Source organism: Lysinibacillus sphaericus (genome assembly GCF_000600105.1).
GTDB lineage: Bacteria > Bacillota > Bacilli > Bacillales_A > Planococcaceae > Lysinibacillus > Lysinibacillus sphaericus.
In genome coordinates this window covers 394556-417587 of the sequence record NZ_CP006837.1, presented here as the reverse complement: position 1 = coordinate 417587, position 23032 = coordinate 394556, and the positions used below count along the sequence as shown (strand labels likewise).

Here is a 23032-nt window from a genome sequence, read left to right as displayed (position 1 = left end):
AACACCTATACAAATAATATTTTTATGCCTTTTCTCCTGCGATTGATAGCCATGTTACACAAACAAGCATAACGAAAACTCCCACTAATTGCCACAATCCAAGTGATGTACCAAATACAATAACTGAGATCACCATCGCCGTTAACGGTTCGATACTTGATAAGATACTTGTCTCTACAGCAGTAATATACTTCATGCTACTTAAAAATAGAATGAAGGCAACTGTGCCCGTAACGATTAGCGCCAGCATTAAACCTGTAATTTTGAAATCTGTAAAAACCGTCCACTGATTGGATTGCCATACACGACTTACTATACCTAACGTCACACCACCGATTAGCATCCCCCAGCCTACGACAAGGAGCACATTCCATTCTTTCATCAGACGTGCGGGATACAATGTGTAAAAAGCAAACGTTAATCCAACTGCTACTCCCCACAATAAGGCTTTATTACTAACTAATAAAGATTCAAAAGAAGCGTTCGTTAGTAGTAGAAATAAACCGAGTAATGTGCCTATAATACCTAATACTTGATATTTAGGTGGCCATTTCTTTAAACTAAGAGATACATAAGCAACAACAAATATTGGCGCTAAAAATTGTAGTAACGTGGCTAATACAGCATTACTTTCATTTATCGCTCCAACGAAAGCATATTGCACACCGAGCATTCCTACAATACCAAAGGTTATAAGCTGTCTACTCCAAAATTTTTGTTGCCATATGCTAAAAATATCTTTACCTGTTAACAATAAGTATGTAAGTAGAAAAATACCTGCAACCGATAGACGAATTGTCAACATAAAAGAAACTGTCAATGCTGTATGATTGAGTAACCATTCCATTAAAGGTCCTGTTGCTCCCCACAACATCGCTCCAGTGATAATAAAAAGTATACCTTTTAATCGTTCCATTCAATTCCCGCTTCCTATATACGTACTAAAAACTGTTATTTTTCTTCAAAACTTTTCTTTAATTTCGTTAGAAAAGTCCTATTTTTTCTCATTATCAAATATTTACAATTATATTCATAATGACTAATTCCCGATAATTATCTATAATATTAGTATATATTGATTACCCAAGGAGATCGAATACTCATGAGTCTTATGCATAAATCATTTACGATAGATGAACATTATATAAATTCACTTCCTTTTCCTGCAATTGTCATAAAGCAAAATGGACAAGCAACAATTTCGGGAAAACACGCTGAAGAACTATTTGGTTTCTCAGTTACTGACATTACAGGACATACTACTCCATCCATACATGAAAATCTACTAAGAAATCTTACATCTGAGACGTTTCAAGCGATTTTACACAATACAGAAAGTACATATATAGATAAAGTTCAAGTGTACACACATTCTGAAGAAGAAATCTCTTCAGCATTGCTGGCAAAACCATTTATTGAACAAGGTGAACACCTTATTTTAATTATGTTTATGTTACCAGAGTTAATGATTAATTCTGTTTCAAACAGCAGTACATATGTAGACTTAAAGCAAGGTTTAGACTCTACATTTATGACAGTGACTTTGGATCGTGATGGCTTTATATTAGAGTGTAATGCAGAATTTTTAAAAATTAGCCAATGGACACCAAAGCGAGTAATCGGCAAAACTTTCTGGCAACTATTCCCTGAAAACGAAGCGAGTGAAAAAATTACAAATACGATATGGCGCAATTTGAATAATGGCCATACGTGGCAAGGGGAAATCGAGAAGGTTACGAAAACAGGGCAGTCCTATTGGGTACTTCTCACAGCTATCCCAACTTTTAATTTAGAGGCAAATGAACAACAGTTTATTTTAATTGAGAAGGATATTACAAAATCTAAGACCATTCAACACCAACTTGAAAAAATTGCTTATATCGATACAGAAACAGGCTTAATGAATGCCCACCGTTTAGAAAAAGTGATTACAAAAATGATTGAGGAAGAAAAACACTTCTCCTTCGTCTATTTAAGTATCGATAAATTTTATACATTAAAGGAATTACACGATCAACAAATCAATCAAAGCCTAATTATCGAATTTACAAACCGCATCAAAATGTACTTCCAAGACAGTACGATGGCTCGTATTAACGAAAATGATTTTGTTGTCATTACGCCATTAAGTGAATGGTTTATACAAGGCTTCTTGTCCTATTTACAACAGCATCCAATCTATAGCAGCAATATCGCAGTACCTATTTCAATTAGTGGTGGTATTACACGCTACCCTGAGGATCAAACAACCTTCTCTCAACTAATGAAGGCCTCAATCGCAACGATTACGAATGTGCGTGAAGCAGGTGGTGACAAAATTGTCTCCCTTTCAAAAGCAACACATAAAGCATTAAATCGAAAAGCTTTAATTGAAAAACGTCTGCTACAAGCACTAGACCAGAAAAACCTAAAAGTACTTTATCAACCACAAGTTGACATCTATTCAGGTAAAATTACAGCGGTAGAAGCGCTCGTTCGTTGGGAAGATGAAGTGATTGGTGTCGTTTCACCAGATGAACTAATTCCAATCGCTGAGGAAACGGGTCTTATAAACAATATTGGATCGTTTATGATAGAAAAAGCTTGCGAGCAAGCACTTATTTGGAAGAAGGCTGGTCATAATTTAAAAGTGGCTATTAACTCATCTGTGCGTGAATTCCGCGATAAAAACATGGCCAAATCCATTCTTGATATGTTAGCCAAAACAAATTGCCCTGCCAATCTCATTCAAATTGAAATTACTGAAAAATTCGCATTAGAAGCAGAAGCTGCTACCTTTATTACACAGCAAATGCGAAAACTTGAAAACGAAGGGATTGCTTTTGTTTTAGATGATTTCGGTACTGGTTATGGTTCATTCCGATACATGCAAATTTTACCAATCGAAACATTAAAGATTGATAAAACATTTACTAGTTCGTTATTAAAGTCCGAAAAAACACAAAAGCTTATGCATGGCATGGTACAGTTAGGAAAATCTATGGAGTTAAAAGTGGTAGCTGAAGGCGTTGAAACAGCCGAGCAAGCTGATCTATTAATCACTTACGGCTGCGATGCTATTCAAGGTTTTTATATTAGCAAACCTGTTACACCAGACGAAATCGAAGCATTACTTATAAAATAAATAATGTGATAAAAAGCTGTTCCGAAGTATCCAACACTTTCGGAGCAGCTCTTTTTATTCACCATATTTTATATAATGTAAAGTGATACTTTATTTTCGATAAGTTCTTTGCAACTTCGACTTGCTTGAGCGGATAGCACGAAATACAAATTGCATTAGGACCTCTGCAAACACTAAGCCCATCACGATTGCACCTGTAATTAAAAACGCCTTCAGCCCATATTGTAAGCCCTGTAAATAATCATCTTCCACAACATTACGCATTGCATTGTAGGCCATCCCCCCTGGCACAAGCGGAATGATTCCTGCCACAATAAAGATAATCATCGGCATTTTAAAGCGGCGTGCATATAAATGTGCAACAATTGCAATGATAAATGAGCTGAAAAACGAAGCGTCTACAACGTCCAATCCCTGCTCAGTCAAAAGATAATAAATCATCCAGCCAATCACACCAACAAAACCACAATGAAACAAGGTTTTTCTTGGTACATTAAAAATAATCGCAATACCTGCTGTTGAAAAAAAGCTCACAATTAATTGTGTAATTATATCCATCTCTTCCGCCTCCTAAAACGATAGGATGACGGCAATCGCTGAACCAATAGCAAAGGCTGTTAAAAAAGCCTCTGCTCCCTTTGCCATCCCTGACATAAAATGACCTGCCATTAAATCCCTTACCGCATTGGTGATTAAAATACCTGGCACTAGTGGCATAACAGAGCTAATAATAATTTTATCGATTTCTGTACCATAGTTAAACTTCACTGCTAAAAAAGCAATAACGCCAATAATTAACGAAGCCGTAAACTCCGAGAAAAATTTCACTTTTGTTAAATGATTCATTAGAATAAGAGTAAGAAATCCTAGCCCACCTGCAATAAATGCTGTAGGGAAATCAGACCATCCACCCTTAAACATAATCAGAAAACAGCCACTGGCAAGTGCTGCTGCAAATATTTGTATATAAATTGGTAAAAAATAATTTGTTTTTTGTATCGACTTTAGCTCGTCATAAGCGTCTTCTAATGATATTATGTGAGATGTGAGTCTACGAGATACTGAATTTACCAAGGATATTTTTTGCAAATCTGTAACCCTACTGGAAATAGAAGTGATTCTCGTCGGCTGTGTCTTGCCTAACGAAAAAATAATACCTGTAGGTGTAGCATAACATTGCGCATCTAGCATATTTTGAGATTGTGCCATACGCAGCATCGTATCTTCAACACGATATGTTTCTGCACCACTTTCAATCATAATTCGCCCTGCAAGAAGCAAGCAGTCAATAGTAAGTTCATTATCCACTTCACGTGATAGCATTCCAGTTATCTACCTCCTTCAAAAGGTTCCTTGCATATAGTAACGAACTGTAAATAAAAACTCAACAAAAAATCTTCGATATTATCAATTATATTTTGTCATAATTGTATCTGTCGCTAAATGATACAATGCCTTCAGTACAAAATCCATTTATCCGTCGAATTTCATTGAGCTAAAATGTGCAAAATACAGTTTGCTTTGAACGAGTCTTTTATAAGTTCTTGTCGTGATAGTTTTTAAACACTGTTACATACTATTTTTTATTGTATTTCTATTAAATTCAACAAAAACTTTGTAGATTTCTACAACTTTTCCGTTGACTCGCACGTCTGATTTTATAGAAGAATAATTATAGAGAGGAGCGTACCAACATTGATTCAGGAACGCAGAAAAAAACGCGGCCCTATGATTGACTTTCTGTTAATTGGGCTTATTGTTACATTAATATCCATCATCCTTGTCATTGTATTGTCTAAGGACCATTTTAAATTCCAAAAAATTAGTGCCTCAAAAGACACAAATAGTGAAGCTACTAGTAATCTATCCACTGAAAACTCTGCGTTTCCAGGTATACGTATTGCATCTGACGTTTCTAAAGATAAACGCGCACCTTTTGCCGTTCACTATCCACAAACAGAAAGTGAAATTTTTAACGATGCCGTACTGCAGTATATAACAGAGGCAAAAGAAGACTATCTGTTATCTATGAAAAAAAACAAAGATAAAAAGGCAATAGGTGAGCTTACGATAAATTTAGAGACTTTCCCATATCAGGATCACTACTATTCTTTTGTCTTGACGAAAATGCTGTATTTAGGTGGAGCAAATCATGTCGTCTCCACTAAAACATTTTTCTTTAATAATGAAACGGGTGAAGCAATCAATATCCAAACATTATTACAGAACGACAACAATAACCTGACAACTTTAGCAGCCTATGTTCGCAAAGACTTACAGCAAAATCTTGAGCTAAAAGATCAACTCAATAATGATGAGCTACTGAAAGTAACTGAGCCGAAGTGGGAAAACTTTAATCGATTTGCTATTATCGATGATTCAATCAATTTTTACTTTGATGAGTACGAAATTGCCAGTGGCGCAGCAGGTGCACCGATAGTGAAGCTTGCTCTTTCACTTATTAATCCATTATTAGCATCCGATTTTCAAATTGCTATGGAAACAATGGAACCTTCAAAACCTGTTTCTCCAGGGGATCCAAACGCCAAACGTATTGCATTAACGTTTGACGACGGTCCACACCCGAAAGTAACCGAACAAATTTTAAATACGCTCGATAAATACCATGCGAAAGCGACGTTCTTTATGCTCGGAAGCCGTGTGAAACACTATCCTAATATCGCGAGAGATGTTCTCGCACGTGGTCATGAAATCGGCAACCATTCTTGGAATCATCCAGTATTGACTAAAATGCCAATGGACCAAGTTTTAAAAGAATATACGTCTACTGCAAATGAAATTGAATTAGCGATTAATCAAGGCGCAACTGTTTTTAGACCTCCATACGGCGCTACTAATGACGACATCAATGCGAAAATACCTGTTCCTGTAGTACTGTGGAGCATTGACACTTTGGACTGGAAACATCGTAATTCACAATTATTACTGACATATATTAAAAAAAATATGCACAACAATGCCATTGTGTTAATGCATGATATTCACCAATCAACAGCAGATGGACTTGACGCTGTATTAGCCTACTTACAGAGTGAGGGCTATGAATTTGTGACTGTCTCTGAAATTCTCCCTTATCGTGAATAGTACGAATAGAAAAAGTGTTAGATTGACCGCAATCAATCTAACACTTTTTTGCTATGTCGGTGTTATCCGCCTCACCACGCACACGCTAGTTGCCTCTTACGTTGTGTGCATTCTAAGCAGAAGTCACCACTCGATTTAATCTATTATTTAATAACCAGTGTATCTAGCGCTTTGAAATCTTTTAATTGGTAGCTCTTTACTTCATTGCGAGCAACGGTGTATAAAGTATCGCCAACATAGACAACACGTTGTACAACTTGCTCCCAATTCTCATATTGCTCATTTGTCTTTCCATTTATAATATTTCCTTTTAGCACAATGCCCTTCTCTGCTGTAATTTCATAAATTTGTGCACCCTGACCTTGGTAGACTATCTCATCGCCTTTTCCTTCTTCATAAAGCACGACTGGGAAGCCGAAGTAATGATAGTCTTTATTGCGGAATAAAGCTTTTGGATTGTATTGTACATCTGAATAAGAGCCTTTACCGCCTATTTTAACGGTAGATTGCTCTTTAGGATTTTTAAAATCTGTCACATCAAACAAGGACATTTTCATATTCGTTGACACTGTGAAATTGCGTTTCGTATAAGCATCATAACGTTCTTCCGTATCATAACCAATGCCTATTAAGTGTGTATCATCAAGCGGATGTAAATAATTGCTATACCCTGGAATTTTCAATTCTCCTAGTATTTTTGGTTTTCGTGGATTAGCTACATCAATAACAAATAGCGGATCCACTTGCTTAAACGTTACGACATAAGCTTTCTCCCCCATAAAGCGGGCAGAATACACCTTTTCCCCTGGTGCCATATCCTTTACTGCACCAATTTCTTTTAAGTTCTCATCTAATATGAACAGATGGTTACGAGAAATATTTTTTTCATCCCACGTATTTCCTTCAGTCGTCACAATGCGGAATTTCCCGTCATACTCATCCATTGAATATTGGTTTAACACGGATCCTTTCACTTCACTCGTACCTACAAACTTCAAGACCGTTCCATCTAAGTCCCACTTAAACACTTGTGTATCATTTGATTGAGGCATCCAGATTCTATCCTTTATACCTCCCATTGGTGTTATTTGTTTATCGTCATATTTTGGTGTAGTTAAGTAGAGGGCATCTTCTGACATATAAAGTCCACTACTACCACCTAAATAACCTTTCGTACTCGCTGATGTTTTGGCACCATTTTTTAAATCAATTGCTGTAATTAAACTATATGAGCCATCCATCGTGTTTGGTAAAATAGAAATTTTCTCGATAGCTAAGCTTTTGTATTCCTTACTTACTACACTATCATACGTTTTAGGTTTTAAATCTGGTTTACTTCCCTCTTGAAGTATCCAATAATTCGGATGCATGTTACCAATTAAATACAACGTATCATTCGTAATACGTATATCCTGTAAAGAGCCCTCCTGTGCAACTTCCCGTATCACTTTGGGATTTTTCGGATTTGAAATATCATAAAAAGTTGCCGTTGACATACTTGTGCCTGCTTGCTCAATATATTCTTCTCCGATAGCAATTAATAGCTGATCGTATAATGCAAGTTTCGTAATATATTGAGATTCCTTTTGTTTAATTGTCGTTGCAAGTTTCAAATCTTGGGGATTATTAGCGTCAACAACCGTTATACTTTGATCTTTTATAGCGTAAATAAAGCCATCTTTAACAACGACGATATCCCCCTCCTCGACACCTTCTACTTGGTTGTTTGTTGTAGAAGAATTATCTGCAACTGGGGCACTATCTTTACTACTAGAAGCACTATCTTCAAGGACGTTTATTTCTGGTCCTCTATTTCCATTTGCCACAACGGCTTCAAAATATTGTTGTAACTCTTTTTCAGATTTAACAGCCTCTATTTTGTCAATAACAGTAAAGGCAATATCATGCGATGTTGCTTTCAATGTACTATAAGCAAAAGCTTCCTTTTGCACATGTAAGCGGTAACTCCCAGCAGGAAGGTTACTGACAAAAAGAGATTTTTTATCTTCTCCTAATGTAATCGTTGCCGTCACCTTTTTGCCCGACTCATCCGTAACATAGACATATTCATCTGTTACATTTTTTAATGTTTGTGAAAAGGAAGCTCGCCAACTTTGCGTTGTCATTATTGTACTTGCTGCTTTAGCTTGTGCCTCTGGGGAAATCATCAATGTAAAAATCCCTGGTAAAGCAGCTAAAACGATAATCATGAATATAGCTAGCCATTTACTTCTCATTATTTTCCACTCCTTCATATTACTTGTTTTATAATTAGACTACTAAAAGGTTATAAAGTTACATTACATGAAAAATTTTCATAAAAAATAAAAGTGACTACCACCAAATTCAGAATTGTTTCGGTGCCTGGCACCATAACAAAAGACATCTGGAATAGGTCATCCGGATGCCTTTTGTACAATAAATTTAAAATATCTGTCGTTTACTCATCAAATGGCCACTTCGGTAACATTTTGGCTAATGGCTTATCGTTTCTTCGACCAAGCACATAATCTGCTTGCATAATTGTATGGATTTCTCGTGTACCTTCATAAATAACGGGCGCTTTCGAGTTACGTAAATAACGCGCTACAGGATAATCATCCGAATAGCCGTACGCACCATGAATTTGCAGCGCGTCATCAGCCGCCTTATTGGCAAAATCACATGCCTGCCACTTCGCCAAGGACGTTTCTCTTGTATTACGAATACCTTTATTTTTCAACTCGCCAACCCGATAAACGAGCAGTCGGCTCATTTGATAGCCCGCTTCCATTTTGGCAATCATCTGTCCGACAAGTTGATGCTCGCCAATAGGCTTCCCAAATGTCTCTCGTTCATGGCAATATTTCACACTTGCCTCAAGACACGCTTGAATAAGCCCAACTGCGCCTGCAGCCACTGTAAAGCGACCATTATCCAGTGCAGACATCGCAATTTTAAAACCCTCTCCCTCTTCTCCTAAACGATTTTCAACTGGAATGCGTAAGTCTTCGAAAAAGAGCTCACCTGTATTGCCAGCACGAATACCGTACTTGCCCTTAATCGCCTTAGAAGTAAAGCCAACCATGGAGCGTTCTACAATAAAAGCACTGATACCGTGGTGCTTTTTTGCTTTATCTGTGTAAGCAAAGACAATAAAATGATCTGCTATATCACATAAGGAAATCCATGTTTTTTGCCCATTTAACACATAACAATCACCATCTCGTATGGCTGTTGTCGTCATGGCTGCTACATCCGAACCCGCACCAGGTTCAGTCAGCCCAAAAGCCCCAATCCGTACCCCCTTCGCCTGTGGTACAAGGTATTGCTGTTTCTGCGCCTCGGTGCCCCATTGCATTAACGTCATACTATTTAACCCGATATGGACGGATACAGCTGTTCGAAAGGCCGTATCCCCCCGTTCAAGTTCCTCACATACAATGGCTAGTGCGTTATAATCCATGCCGCTACCACCGTACTTTTCTGGCACGCAAACACCCATTAGTCCGAGCTCAGCTAGTCTTGACCAAATGCTTGTATCAAAACTTCCTGCGGCGTCCCATTTTGCAATATGTGGCATTATTTCATCATCCACAAACTGGCGTACGGTTTTTCGTAAGATTTCCTGCTCCGTTGTAAAATCGAAATTCAAGGACTTCACCTACCATTTCACAATCATTGCAGACTTATGTGATGTTTCTTTAATGACAACACCGCGCTTCGCCATTTCTTTAATATACGTCTCCCCTGGAACGATCGTTTCTGGAGCAAACACGCCACGTTCTGTAATCGCGCCATCACCAATCATTTGGGCAACGACAGAAATTGTATTCGCTGTTGCACGAGCCATCGCTGTTTCATTATTCGTCATATCTTTACGTACGACCATTTCGTATTCATATGTGACCTGCTGTTGCGCCTTTTCTCCTGAAACAATTACTCGTAATAACACCGCATCAGGCTTTGTTCCAAGTTCAAGCTTCTTCTTAAGCGCCTCCCTGACAACAGCTCTAACAGGCACTTCTAGGTTATCGACTTCTACATTATTACTTGCATCTAAAAAGCCTAAATCAGCTAGCAATTTAAACTTTTCTGCATGCCCTTTATATCGAATTGTCTTATATTCTAATGTGTGGACATTTGGGAATGTCTTATAAAGAGTGGATATACCACCCGATGTATAAAATGCCTCAAGCACACCAAAATCATCGAAATAGATAGGCTCAATCCCTGATAATGATGGAACTTCTTCAAGTTTCCCCTTTTGAATCATTTTAGAAGGCTCTGTATAGTGGTCAAATACACCATCCAATGAAAAGACACGTGTATAGTGCAACGGTGGCTTCGGCTCTGTTGGAATACCTCCTACATAGAGTTTAATAGATTCCACTTCATCTAGTTTTGTTGCGCCATAGCCCGCTAATATATTGACCATACCTGGAGCTACACCTAAGTCAGGAATAAGTGTCACACCTTTTGCCTTTGCTTCTTCATGTAAAGCTAAAATCTTATCCGTTACACCGCCAATATGCCCCCCTAGATCGACAGAATGGACACCGGCTTCTATCGCAGCTCGTGCTACACGTTCATTGAACGAATAGAACAGTGCATTGACCACAACATTACCTTTCGCAATAACCGATGTTAAAGAGTCATCATTTTCCGCATGAAGCTCTACGACTTCAACTTTATCTGTCTTTAACGTCTCAACAAATTGTTGGGCTGTCTTTACATCAATATCCCCTAAAATGACCTGTTCCACTTTACTATTTTTTATTAAATCACGAGCAACCTCTTTCCCCATCAATCCTGCACCTAATACAACAACTTTCATCAAGAACATCCCCTTTCATTGATCTGTTACTTTGTATCGATTTGTGCTCTTTGTAATTTACCGCTGTAGTCAACGTAGATGCTCTTCCATTCTGTGTAAACGTCCAATGCTGCCACACCGGAATCTCGATGTCCATTCCCTGTTCCTTTCGTTCCGCCGAATGGCAAATGGATTTCTGCACCTGTCGTACCTGCATTGATATAAACAATACCTGTATCTAAGTCGCGTTGAGCGCGGAAAATCGTGTTCACATTTTGTGAGAAAATAGAGCTTGATAAGCCAAATTTCACACCATTATTGACTTCGATTGCTTCATCTAAATTTGCAACTTCAATAAGAGAGACGACCGGACCAAAAATTTCTTCCTGTGCAATAATCATATGAGGCTTTACATTTGTAAACAATGTGGGCTCATAGTAAAACCCTTTATCATAAGGTGCTTCATTTAAAATTTTGCCACCTGTTAATAAGGATGCACCTTCTTGTTTACCAATCTGTACATAATGATTAATTTTTTCTAATGCCGCTCTATTAATGACTGGACCGATTTTCACAGTTTCATCCAAACCGTCTCCAATTGTTAAAAACTGCATTGCTTCTAATAGACGATTTTCTAATTCTTCTTTTACATCTTTATGCACAATTACACGACTACATGCTGTACATCGTTGACCAGCGGTGCCAAATGCACTCCATAATATCGCTTCTGTAGCGAGCTGCAAGTCTGCATCCTCCATTACAATGACAGCATTTTTGCCGCCCATCTCTAGCGAAATTTTCTTTAAATGTTTGCCGCCAAGTTCCGCCACCTTACTTCCTGTTGAGGTAGAGCCGGTAAACGATATGACTTTTACATCGGGATGCTCTATTAGCGCCGTTCCGACAGTTGGCCCTGTACCAAAAACAATATTTGCTACTCCTTTCGGTAAGCCAACCTCTTCAAAAATTTTCCCCATTTCATAAGCCATCATCGGTGTTTCATTTGATGGTTTCCAAATAAATGTATTGCCAGCGACAATTGCAGGGAAGGATTTCCACGTAGCAATTGCCACTGGGAAATTCCAAGGAGTTATTAACCCTACTACGCCTATTGGTGCGCGTACACTCATAGCAAATTTATTGGCAAGCTCTGACGGTGTCGTCTCTCCAAATAACCGTCGACCTTCACCCGCCATATAATAAGCCATATCAATTCCTTCCTGTACCTCACCTCTAGCTTCTTCAATCACCTTACCCATTTCTTTTGTTAAAACGGTCGCCAAATATTCTTTCTTGTCTTTCATCTTTTGACCGATGGCATATAAATAATCTGCACGCTTTGGTGCTGGCACAAGTGCCCAACTTTTTTGTGCTGCCTTCGCTACAGCTACCGCTTCCGTCACTTCATTTGCAGTTGAAAGTGGTATTGTTGCTAAGTGCTCTCCGTTTGCAGGATTCGTCACTGCTATACTTTGTAAATGCGAATGTGTAACCCATTTACCACCGATATAGTTTTTAATCTCCATTACACACACCCCCTGATATATCTATGATGCCTTGGCTTCTTTGAACATGTCGCTAATGCTACAGAAAATATCCGTCGCTCTCGCCCTCTATGTGTACTGCATTATATATATGCAGATACAAAATGCCAAAATTCCGAATTTTCATAACAAATATATGACTCGAATAATAATTTCGAAGCAATGTTAGGTTAAAATATCGGTGGCACTTGCCAAAGGCTTTATCTTCATTTCCAGTAATTTTAACTAGATGATGATACTTTCACCACTAGTAGTAAAACAACTGACAAAAGATAAATAATACACATTCTAGTTTTTTATATTCGACATTTTCTATCTTAATCCCTTTTTTTCTAAAATTATTAATTATGTAATGAAACTATCCTGCATAATAATCGTATACAATAACAACAAATGATATTGGAGGAATTACACGATGAATAACCATGAGATCGACTACAAAGTATTTGGGGATGACATGCAATATGTGCAAGTTGAACTTGATCCGCAAGAAACGGTGGTAGCAGAAGCTGGCGCCTTAATGATGATGGATGATGCGATTCAAATGGAGACAATTTTCGGAGATGGTTCGAAAGGCAATGGCCAAAGCGGTCTTATGGGGAAATTACTTGGCGCAGGGAAACGTCTAGTAACTGGTGAAAGCTTATTCATGACAACATTTACAAATAACGGTACAGGGAAACGTCATGTCTATTTTGCGTCTCCGTACCCAGGTAAGATTATTCCGATGGATTTAAGTCAACATAAAGGGAAAATTATTTGTCAAAAGGATGCTTTTTTAGCAGCTGCTAAAGGCGTTTCTGTTGGTATCGAATTTCAGAAAAAAATTGGCGTAGGCTTCTTCGGTGGTGAAGGTTTTATTATGCAAAAGCTTGAAGGCGATGGTATGGCTTTTGTACACGCTGGTGGGGCAATTCATCGAAAAACGCTACAACCAGGTGAAGTTTTACGTGTGGATACAGGCTGTTTAGTGGCGATGACTTCTGACGTTGATTATAATATCGAAATGGTTGGCGGCGTAAAAACGGCACTATTCGGTGGAGAAGGTATCTTCTTTGCAACTTTACGTGGCCCTGGTACTGTATGGGTTCAATCATTACCATTTAGCCGATTAGCAAGCCGCGTCTTCGCTGCAGCACCGATTTCACAAGGCGGTGGCGGACATTCATCAGGTGAAGGTGGTATCGGTGGTCTATTTGATATGTTCAATAAGTAACTAGCCAAAAAGGTCTTAGGCTTCTTTAAAAAGGCTGGAACAAAAGAGAAACAGTGTTAGATTGACCCCAATCAATCTAACACTGTTTTGTTATGGCGTTGATGTCCGCTACGGCGGTCGCTTTCCGCTCAGCACAGTAAGCTGCAATCCTTGCTTTCGCGCGGAATGCTCGCTTCTTATGTTTTGTGCGTTCTTGCAGGAGTCACCACCTCGCTACCATCAACTAGTTTTCACTATGTTTTATCATTGCATGGTGATTGGATAGCGTTTTATCCGCTAAACTTTTTTATATCGCTTTTGTTTCTTCCCTTAGCCATACTTGTTCTTCTTCGTTTAAATAAGGAGCTAACGTAGTGTATACCTCTTGATGGTAATGATTTAGCCATTGCTTTTCACTTTCTGTTAACATGTCTTGATTGATACCTGCTAAATCAATAGGACAATACGTTACTGCTTCAAACTTCATAAATTGACCAAATTCTGTTTTCTCATCTTCTACTACTGACATCATATTTTCAATTCGAATGCCATACTTACCTTCAAGGTAAATTCCCGGTTCATTCGTAATAATCATGCCTTTTTCTAATGGCACATGATTGGTATTGCGGATGCTTTGTGGCCCTTCATGAACATTCAAGAAAAAACCTACACCATGGCCTGTGCCACATTTATAATCCAAGCCATACTGCCAAATTGGTTGTCTTGCTAAAACATCTAAATTAGCTCCTGTTGCACCGTACAAAAATTTCACTGAGCTTAATGCAATAAACCCTTTTAACACTAAAGTAAAATCTCTTTTTTGTTCATCCGTAAGACTCCCTAAAACAATTGTCCGTGTAATATCTGTTGTTCCATCATAATACTGTCCGCCTGAATCAATTAAAAATAGACCTTCATTTTTCAGCGTATATTGTGTTTCTTTATTAGCTTTATAATGCATCATCGCAGCATGGTCTTGATAACCTGCAATCGTATCGAAGCTAGGCCCTACAAATCCTTCTTGCTCTCTTCTGAAATTTTCTAATCTTTCTTCTGCAGCAATCTCTGTAACTTCTTCTTTATCTACAACGTGTTTTAACCATTTTATAAATTTCACCATAGCTAAACCATCTTTTATTTCACACCATTTTAGATTTTTTATTTCCACTTCATTCTTAATCGCTTTTAAGTTAGTCGTCATGTTAGGACTTTCCATTTTCGTTACATGACTGTTAATGGCATTATACAATCTAATATTGGTTTTATTTGTATCTAGACTAACAGTATCTCCGCCCGAAAGGTTTGCTAAAAAAGTTTCAATTTCATGATACTCCCTTAACTCAATACCTTCCCCCTCCAGTTCTGATTTCAGCGCAGTAGGGACCTTGCAAGAATCAATAAATAAATAACATGTATGTTCTGCTACGATGACATTCGCTATAGCCACTGGATTGTTCGGTACATCTGCTCCTCTAATATTCAATAGCCATGCAATATCATCAAGAGAAGTTAAAATATAATAATTCGCTCCTTGATTTTTCATTTCTGCCCTTACTTCATCTAATTTCTCCGAACGTGATTTTCCAGCATAGTTGACGTCATGACTAAAAATCGTTCCTTTAGGAATTTCTGGTCTATCTCCCCATAACTCACCAATTAAATCTTGATTCATTTTGAATAAGATTGCCTTCGCTTTTAAATCTTTTTCCATACTTCTAACCATATCAATTGAAAAAACATTTCCATCAAAGCCAACATTGCTTCCTTCTTCAAGAACCTCTGCTAGCCATTCTGTATAAGAAGGCACCCCTGGATCCATCATTCTAAATAATCTAATACCTGAGTTTTCAAGTTGCTTGTCAGCTTGAATATAATATCTGCCATCTGTCCATAAACCAGCATCATTTAAAGTAATGACTACCGTCCCTGCCGACCCTGTAAAACCTGATAGCCATTCTCTACCTTTCCAATGTTCTGCTACATATTCTCCTTGATGTGCATCAAAACTTGGAATGATATAAGCATCCAGTTGATGTTTTACCATGAGCTCTCTTAACTTTTCGACTCTATCTTTACTATTCATTACGAATACCTCCATTTTCCTTTACATGCATTTTTTTATTTTCACGATCATACAGCCATAAGACCAATGCTATACTAATAGACCCTGCAGTCAGTTTTGCTACTATAAACGCACCTAGCATTTCCGGAGCTACTTCTGATACAAAACCAAATTGACCCCCAAATACAAATGCTCCACTTACGCCAAAAGCCGTACATACCACTTTTCCTTTAGGGTTCATATCCTTATATGTTCCAAATATTAATAGATTACTAGCCAAATTTCCGAGAAGGCCCGCTACTGACACAGCATTTATGCCAACTTTCTCTCCTAATGCTTTAAAACTTTTTTTGAAAATTGCACTTAGCATGGCTAGCATCGGATATGCTCCCGCTAAAATAAATGCAATTTTTCCTACTATAATAATCGATTCAGATAGCGGTGCTAATCCTGAAACAAGCTTTACACCAAATATCACGTCAATGCCTTGTAATAGTAATCCAACAGTACTTAACGTCACTATAAACTTTCCAAATAGATTAAAAGCTTTTATAAAAATATGTGGAGCCTTGAGTAATCCGACCCCTAACATAATAGTAAAAACAAATATAGGAACCAGATTCCATACAAGTAAAATGATATTTATTTTTTGCCATAAGCCTGCTACAAGACATCCGATTGGTATAGTAATAATGCCAATTAGCACACCTTTAGCAAAATATTTTTCATCCTCTTTAGCAAGCATCCCTAACGCAACAGGTATTGAAAAACTAACGGTAGCTCCTAAAGTAGATGCAATAATAATTCCTGAAAATGCTCCCATCTCATTTGACAAAGCAAGCTTTTCAGCCATTTGAAAGCCTCCCATATCGACAGCTAGAAATGCTGCTGGAATAATGGAAGGGTCCAGATGAAATACTTTACTTATTGGACTAATTTGAGCGGATAAAAAATTTGTTAATACAGGTGCTAAAGACAGTATTCCTATCATACCAAGCCCCAATGCCCCCATCGTTTTTATGCCTTCCTCAAATTTTTTGCCCAATTTCAAATGATTACCAGTAATATAATCAATCCCACCGATTACAAAAAAAGAACCAATTAGGTATAATACAAATTTATCCATTCCCATTATCACTTTCTATAAGCTTTATTACTGCTCGCTAGCTGTAGTGTACATCCTACTATTTGAAAAGATAATTAGGTGTGTTAACAGCGATAAGCTTAACCTTTTTATTAGTGTAATTCGCCCAATTGTGAGAGATAGTTGAGTCCATATGAACACAATCACCAGGATACACTTCATGTCGATTACCATTTATGTAAACGGTTAATATACCTTCTAAAACGTAAATAAACTCTTCGCCCTCATGCGTATAAGATAAAATTTCTTCATCTTGCTTTTGCGGTAGAATTTCGATAAGCCTTGGAACAAGTTGTTTATTTTCCAAGTTGGTGCTTAAACTATACTTAATAAATCCACCTTCTACGGCTTCCATTATTTCTTGCTCATAACTCCTTAAAACGATATCTTTCCGCTTATGTGGATAATCAAAAAAATATGTTAAATGGACTCCCAATATTGTAGCTAGCTTTTCAAGTGAATCGACTGCTATCGTCGTAAGCCCCCTCTCTAATTGAGACAAAAACCCAACAGATAGTTCGCTTCTTTCACTTAACTCTTTCAATGTAATACCTTTGTCCGTCCTCAATTTTTTTATTTCCATCCCTATATTCATCATCTCACCCCTATTCTTTCATATTTGTGAATAATATAATATATATCAATCTTATTCGCAATAAATTGTGAAATAAATTCATAATAATGAAATTCATCTTCTAGACATTTCACTAAATATCCCAAGTAGTATCTGCACTATCAATCTATAGGCACAAAAAAAGGCGCTTGATCCATTTAGATCTGCGCCTAGATTTATTTACTTTCTATGAGCCAAGCTCCATTCGTTAATCGATTCTATTTGAAAGTGGCTTACCCTGCCCATATGCTATTAGTGCATTGACATTAAGCATTAGCATAGCTGTTCTTGTCTTTAAAGATGCACTACCAATATGCGGTAATACAACAACATTTGGTAGGGTTAATAGTGGATGATCCAATGCAACTGGTTCCTGTTCAAAAACATCTAGACCAGCAGCCCATAGCTTGCCATTTTTCAAGGTGTTATAAAGGGCATTCTCGTCAATAATACCACCACGAGACGCGTTAATTAATACCGCATCTTCCTGCATTAAGGCAAGTTCCTTTGCACCAATTAAACCGACCGTATCTTTATTATAGGGTGTCATAATCACAACAAAATCAGATTTTGTTAAAAGCTCTTCAAGTGATGCATAGCAAAACCCATACATTTCTTCTGCTTCATGGCGACGTCTACGGTTATGATATAAAACTTTCATATCAAAACCTTTTGCTCGTCTTGCAACAGCCTGCCCAATCCGCCCCATTCCGATTATTCCAATTGTTGCGCCTGATACATCTTTTCCAACTAATTGCATAGGGTACCAGCTTTGCCATTTACCTTCACGTAAATAACGCTCGCTTTCTGGTATTCTACGTGCTGTAGCTAGCAATAAACCGAATACTAAATCAGCCGTCGTATTAGTTAACACACCAGGAGTGTTTGTTGCCATAATGCCTCTTTTACGTAATGCTGGCACATCAATATTATTAAAGCCCACTGCTAAATTTGTCACAAGTTTTAAATTGGGGGCGTGTGAAAGCAATTCCTCATCGACTTGATCCGCTATCGTTACCCACAAAACTTCACAGTTTGCAACGGCTGCTAAAAGTTTTGCGCGAGGTATAACGGTCTCCTCTTCCTCCCATTGTTCAATATCATAATGCTCCTCTAAAGGCTCGACAAACTGAGCCGGGAATTTACGTGTAATAAACAATTTCTTTTTCATCATCCAACACCCCTTATTCGTTTCCCCATTTTGCCTATAGCGTAACACTAATATGGGAAGGTCACAAGCAAGCTTTTACATTGATTTTCCCCACTAAATCCCTTTTTAAAAAGCGTTTTATTACTTATTCATTCCATCCTTCTTTTTAGTAAATCTATCCTTCTGTTCAGGCATTCTATCCGTTCGCTTCAAAAATATCCCATCTAAATTCCGACAGTTCTAGGCAAAAAAATCCCTTTTGTTGTACCTAGCCAAAATAATATTAAAAGGCATCAAGTAGTTGAACTTAATACCTTTAGTCATGTTTATGCTTTTTTATAGAAAATGAATTTTATATCCAATTGTTAATTGTAGTAAAATGCGGTGATTGTGCTACTTTAAACGTGCAGCAAAATGCTACGTGTTCTGTTAGAAATCTTTAATGGTCGTATCTAGACGACTCGCAACTCGTTCTAATTCCTCGGAAGATTCTCCAATGGATTCAATGACATTCGCCAATTCCGTTATTTGACTTCCGACATTTTGAAAGTTGACAATAGAGCCTTCCACCGAGCCGGATATTGCGTCAAAGGCTTTTAATGAATTCAAGTTTTGCTCGATACTATTATTAACAAGCACTTGAATTTCTTGAATGGCTTGTACAACGTGTTTTGTAATCCCATTGGACATACCGATTAACACCGCAATTTGCTCTACAGATTCTTTCGTTTGGTCTGCCAGCTTACGCACCTCATCTGCGACAACTGCAAAACCTTTACCATGTTCTCCAGCTCTTGCAGCTTCAATTGCTGAATTCAATGCTAGTAAATTGGTTTGTCCAGAAATGTTTTTGACCATTTCAATAACATTATTTATTTTTGAAGAGGAATGATTGAGTTCCTCCACCATCATTGCCATTTCAATCGTTTTATCATTGATTTTGCCTGTTTGCTCATTTAACAATACGATTTTCGAATAGCCTTCAGATGAAACCTTTTGCATCATTTTAGCCTCATCGATACTGTCTTTTAAGTATGCATTCACTTGCTTTGTGCTAGAAATAAGCTCCATTACTGACTCATTTGTCTCATGTGACTGTGCCTCTAATTGCGTCGAAATCCCACCCACTATATCCTTTACATGTGTCCGTACACTCATTCGTTGCTCTTCTATTAAAGAATTGGAGTAGTTATTATATTCTTCTAGTACAATCTGTTGTTCGAAATTACACATTTTACTTACTGCATCACAATACTTCTCTTCTTCTTCTTTAGACAAATATAAATTATAAACAGTCTTGCGCAAAGATTTTTCTAAGTTTTGAAACGCAGCTAAATACCATTTGGGATATAAGTTAATCTTTACATGCATCTTGCCTACATTTCGCCTTTTTTCTATAAAGGCATTATCTATTCTTCCTTCAAACATTTCAATTATATGGTGGCGAAGTGTTTGGCGAAGGCGTTCACTCGAACTGTACTTTTGAATAACATCCCGTAAAGTCGGTACACTCTCAACAGCCTTATAAAATGTTTCAACAATATCCACAACATTTTGTTCGATATAAGGCTTTAAACTTTTTATTAACTGCAAGTCCTGTTTTGTGAGATTGACAAGGTGTAACTGTAGCAAACGTTCCTGATCTTGAATAATTACACCTGTATTTGACACATCATTCATAACAATTGTATTTTGCTTAGGTCTATTTCTAAATTGAAACATCTCTCCACCCCATAAATTAAAATATTATGTCTATTCTTTTTGAATGTTAAAACCTATTAGCTAAAATAAGTATTATGATCTTTTCTATTATTGATTATAAAGTGTATATAATAATAGTTACAATAGTTCGGTAAATTTTATCTACTATACCACGATTTTACACTAATTTCACCCTTTTTATATATCCTTATACCTAATAAATTTTATATTTATTATTATCAATTTGACAATAATAATGTTTAGGTAGTACTTATTCTAAACAAAAAGTTGTAAAATCAAAAAAAAGCCACTCATTGTTGTGACAAATGAGTGACTTTTTAATTACATAAATATAATAACACTAAGAATTGCTGCTAACACTAAACGATAGATTGCAAATGGCATTAGTTTTACTTTTGAAATAAGTGCCAAGAAAAACTTAATGGATAATAATGCGAATACAAATGAACTGATAAAACCAACTACATAAAACCCTAAATAATCCATTGAAAGCGTATCCCAGTTTTTCAATACTGATACAAGACTGGCACCTGCCATTATAGGAACTGCCATAATAAATGTAAAATCAGCAGCTACACGGTGACTAATCCCAAAAAGAACCCCACCTGAAATTGTTGCACCTGAACGAGAGAATCCTGGCCATAACGATAAGCACTGTACTAAACCAACTTTAAACGCCATGCCATAAGAAATCTCATCTAATGAATTAACTTTTGGTCTTCTTGGAGCCAATTTATCAGCCGCAATCATTAAAATTGACCCTGCAACTAATGCATAAATAACATGCTCTACTTTAAATAAATGGTCATCAATAAAATCTTTAAAAGCAAAACCTAGCACTACTGCTGGTAACATACCAACAATCACGTGCATTAAGTTAAAACGACCCGTCATCGATTTTGACTGTCCATCAATATTATAGAGACCAACTAGACTTAGCATACGCTTCCACATGACCACGATAACCGCTAAAATTGACCCTAGCTGAACAACAATTTTAAACGTATTAGCTGGATATTTTCCTAAAAACTCTTCTGTCTTCAACCACATATCATCGACAATAATCATATGACCTGTAGATGATACTGGTGCAAACTCTGTCATTCCTTCGACAAAGCCTAAAATAAGTGCCTTTAATAATTCTATTATCTCCACATTGTCACCTTACCTTTTAACGTTATTCTACTTTTGTTCTACGCGGGGGAATCAGAGCTTCCGCAACATAAAGAAATGCCACAAATGATAAAAAGGCTCTGTGTACGTTCCATTGACAATCACCTAGACTACATTCTTTTGTGCCCACGATATTTGAAAGACTTAGCTTTAAGCGATTTTTGCGCACACCAACTTATTATAAGCTACTCCTTTTTCTTATACTACCTCTTTTACTGAAAAGTAATATCAACTACCCATAGCTCAGAGCGACTGCCGATGCGCATTGGTGGTCCCCAAAATCCAAAGCCCGATGAAACAAGTGTATGCATTTGTCCCTTCAGCTTATAACCATAATCTAGTTCAAATACACGTGCCGTAATATACTGATTCGGCCATAGCTGCCCTTTATGCGTATGTCCAGACATATGAAGGTCTACCCCTGTACGTGCAGGTGTTGTCAAATCATCTGGTGTATGATTCATAACAAACCAAGGCAACTGGTCGCTCAATTTCAAAGCTTCAAGATGTTTCCTTTCTTTATTCGTTTTATCTTCTTGGCCTGTTATTATAAACGCATTGTTCACTCGAATTGTTTCATCTCGCAAAATTTTAACACCAGCTTTTTTCATTTCTTCTACAAATTTGGGAATTTTCTTTCCGTAATATTCGTGATTACCAAGTACTCCGTACACACCATAAGTCGCTGTTAGCTGTTTCATTACTTCAGCCATTCCCTCTTGAACAAACCATTTTGGATCATCATCCACAATATCTCCTGCTAAAAAAACCACATCTGGCTCCGCTTCATTTGATAACTTAACAAAACGTTGTAAATGCTTTTTGTTTGATAGCACGCCTAAATGAAAATCCGATGCAACGACAACACGCATCGAGGATAGCTCACTATCCTTTTGAGGCATTACAATATTTAAATGCCGGACAACTGGAGAGTATGCAAAATAAGAACCGAAAACCCATAATATAAAGAACATAGCAACTGCTAAACTACCAATTATGCGAATATTATGAAATGGCGTTAGCCACATTACAAGCTGTACAGTTAAACATAATAACAAGCCATATTCAAATATAAACATCCAATAGTTACCGATAACTGAAAATATGCGTAAAGACTCATGTAGCCTACCGATAATAATGCTAAAAGAAACAATATACAGTATGAGCCAATAAAAAATGGGATAGTGAAACCAATTCATTGCGTCAAGCCAATGCTTGATGCCCCAGCCCAAATAGAAAGTTAAAGCGCTATATATACTTATAACAACAAATCCTACAACAATTTTTGCCATATAGTAGTCCTCTTCTTTCATATATTCATTGTGATTATAGCATTCCATATAAGAATCGTATTTTTAAAAGCACTTTTATTTTGCACTGTATTTCAGTAACATTATAGATGTAC

The 23032-nt window shown here is 37.2% G+C and carries 17 protein-coding genes; 3 read left to right on the top strand and 14 right to left on the bottom strand.

From position 1 onward, the window contains the following. Positions 1 to 22 precede the first annotated feature (22 nt). Entirely contained in the window at positions 23 to 916 is an 894-nt protein-coding gene (locus tag T479_RS01985; protein ID WP_024362764.1) for a DMT family transporter, read from the bottom strand. A 186-nt stretch (positions 917 to 1102) separates the two neighbouring features. Here T479_RS01985 and T479_RS01980 point away from each other — a divergent pair, with 186 nt between their 5' ends. Continuing rightward, the gene (locus T479_RS01980; protein ID WP_025218514.1) at positions 1103 to 3124 is read left to right on the top strand and encodes a bifunctional diguanylate cyclase/phosphodiesterase; all 2022 of its coding nucleotides are present in this window, start codon (positions 1103 to 1105) and stop codon (positions 3122 to 3124) included. Between the two features lie 90 nt (positions 3125 to 3214). Here the strand turns inward: T479_RS01980 and T479_RS01975 are convergent, their stop codons facing one another. Together T479_RS01975 and T479_RS01970 are read right to left on the bottom strand one after the other, a co-directional pair. Continuing rightward, the gene (locus T479_RS01975) at positions 3215 to 3682 is read right to left on the bottom strand and encodes a threonine/serine exporter family protein (RefSeq protein WP_024362762.1); all 468 of its coding nucleotides are present in this window, start codon (positions 3680 to 3682) and stop codon (positions 3215 to 3217) included. Positions 3683 to 3694: 12 nt separating this feature from the next. Further along, positions 3695 to 4447 (bottom strand): threonine/serine exporter family protein, encoded by a 753-nt coding sequence (locus T479_RS01970; RefSeq protein ID WP_024362761.1) that lies wholly within the window; start codon positions 4445 to 4447, stop codon positions 3695 to 3697. Positions 4448 to 4819: 372 nt separating this feature from the next. On the opposite strand from T479_RS01970, the gene T479_RS01965 reads away from it, so the two are divergent. Beyond that, complete coding sequence (locus T479_RS01965) at positions 4820 to 6229, top strand: polysaccharide deacetylase family protein (RefSeq protein WP_227665402.1); 1410 nt, start codon at positions 4820 to 4822, stop codon at positions 6227 to 6229. Between the two features lie 143 nt (positions 6230 to 6372). Here T479_RS01965 and T479_RS01960 read toward each other — a convergent pair whose 3' ends face one another. The 4 genes from T479_RS01960 to T479_RS01945 form a co-directional block, all read right to left on the bottom strand. After that, complete coding sequence (locus T479_RS01960) at positions 6373 to 8466, bottom strand: beta-propeller domain-containing protein (protein ID WP_024362759.1); 2094 nt, start codon at positions 8464 to 8466, stop codon at positions 6373 to 6375. 203 nt (positions 8467 to 8669) lie between these two features. Then, positions 8670 to 9863, bottom strand: coding sequence for an acyl-CoA dehydrogenase family protein (locus tag T479_RS01955; RefSeq protein WP_024362758.1), 1194 nt, complete (start codon positions 9861 to 9863; stop codon positions 8670 to 8672). Positions 9864 to 9872: 9 nt separating this feature from the next. Continuing rightward, complete coding sequence (locus tag T479_RS01950; RefSeq protein ID WP_025218512.1) at positions 9873 to 11045, bottom strand: saccharopine dehydrogenase family protein; 1173 nt, start codon at positions 11043 to 11045, stop codon at positions 9873 to 9875. A gap of 26 nt (positions 11046 to 11071) precedes the next feature. After that, a complete protein-coding gene (locus tag T479_RS01945) occupies positions 11072 to 12550 on the bottom strand; it encodes an aldehyde dehydrogenase family protein (protein WP_024362756.1) in 1479 nt (492 codons plus the stop codon). Positions 12551 to 12983: 433 nt separating this feature from the next. Between T479_RS01945 and T479_RS01940 the strand changes: the two genes are divergently transcribed. Beyond that, positions 12984 to 13784 carry a TIGR00266 family protein gene (locus tag T479_RS01940; RefSeq protein WP_024362755.1) on the top strand — a complete coding sequence of 267 codons (801 nt, stop codon included), beginning with the start codon at positions 12984 to 12986 and terminating at the stop codon, positions 13782 to 13784. 286 nt (positions 13785 to 14070) lie between these two features. Here T479_RS01940 and T479_RS01935 read toward each other — a convergent pair whose 3' ends face one another. The 7 genes from T479_RS01935 to T479_RS01905 all read right to left on the bottom strand — a co-directional run bounded on the left by T479_RS01935 (position 14071) and on the right by T479_RS01905 (position 22919). Next, positions 14071 to 15846, bottom strand: coding sequence for an aminopeptidase P family protein (locus T479_RS01935; protein ID WP_025218511.1), 1776 nt, complete (start codon positions 15844 to 15846; stop codon positions 14071 to 14073). After that, the gene (gene eutH / locus T479_RS01930; RefSeq protein WP_025218510.1) at positions 15839 to 16951 is read right to left on the bottom strand and encodes an ethanolamine utilization protein EutH; all 1113 of its coding nucleotides are present in this window, start codon (positions 16949 to 16951) and stop codon (positions 15839 to 15841) included. The genes T479_RS01935 and eutH overlap by 8 nt, the downstream gene beginning before the upstream one ends. A gap of 58 nt (positions 16952 to 17009) precedes the next feature. Continuing rightward, complete coding sequence (locus T479_RS01925) at positions 17010 to 17564, bottom strand: helix-turn-helix domain-containing protein (RefSeq protein ID WP_025218509.1); 555 nt, start codon at positions 17562 to 17564, stop codon at positions 17010 to 17012. Positions 17565 to 17790: 226 nt separating this feature from the next. Next, positions 17791 to 18753: a 2-hydroxyacid dehydrogenase gene (locus T479_RS01920; protein ID WP_025218508.1), complete on the bottom strand. Its 963-nt coding sequence runs from the start codon at positions 18751 to 18753 to the stop codon at positions 17791 to 17793. Positions 18754 to 19161: 408 nt separating this feature from the next. After that, positions 19162 to 20454, bottom strand: coding sequence for a globin-coupled sensor protein (locus T479_RS01915; RefSeq protein WP_025218507.1), 1293 nt, complete (start codon positions 20452 to 20454; stop codon positions 19162 to 19164). Between the two features lie 321 nt (positions 20455 to 20775). Next, on the bottom strand, positions 20776 to 21609 hold the full coding sequence (locus tag T479_RS01910) for an undecaprenyl-diphosphate phosphatase (RefSeq protein ID WP_024362749.1): 834 nt from the start codon (positions 21607 to 21609) through the stop codon (positions 20776 to 20778). A 230-nt stretch (positions 21610 to 21839) separates the two neighbouring features. Beyond that, positions 21840 to 22919, bottom strand: a complete 1080-nt coding sequence (locus T479_RS01905; RefSeq protein ID WP_025218506.1) for a metallophosphoesterase — start codon at positions 22917 to 22919, stop codon at positions 21840 to 21842. Between the last annotated feature and the right edge of the window lie 113 nt (positions 22920 to 23032).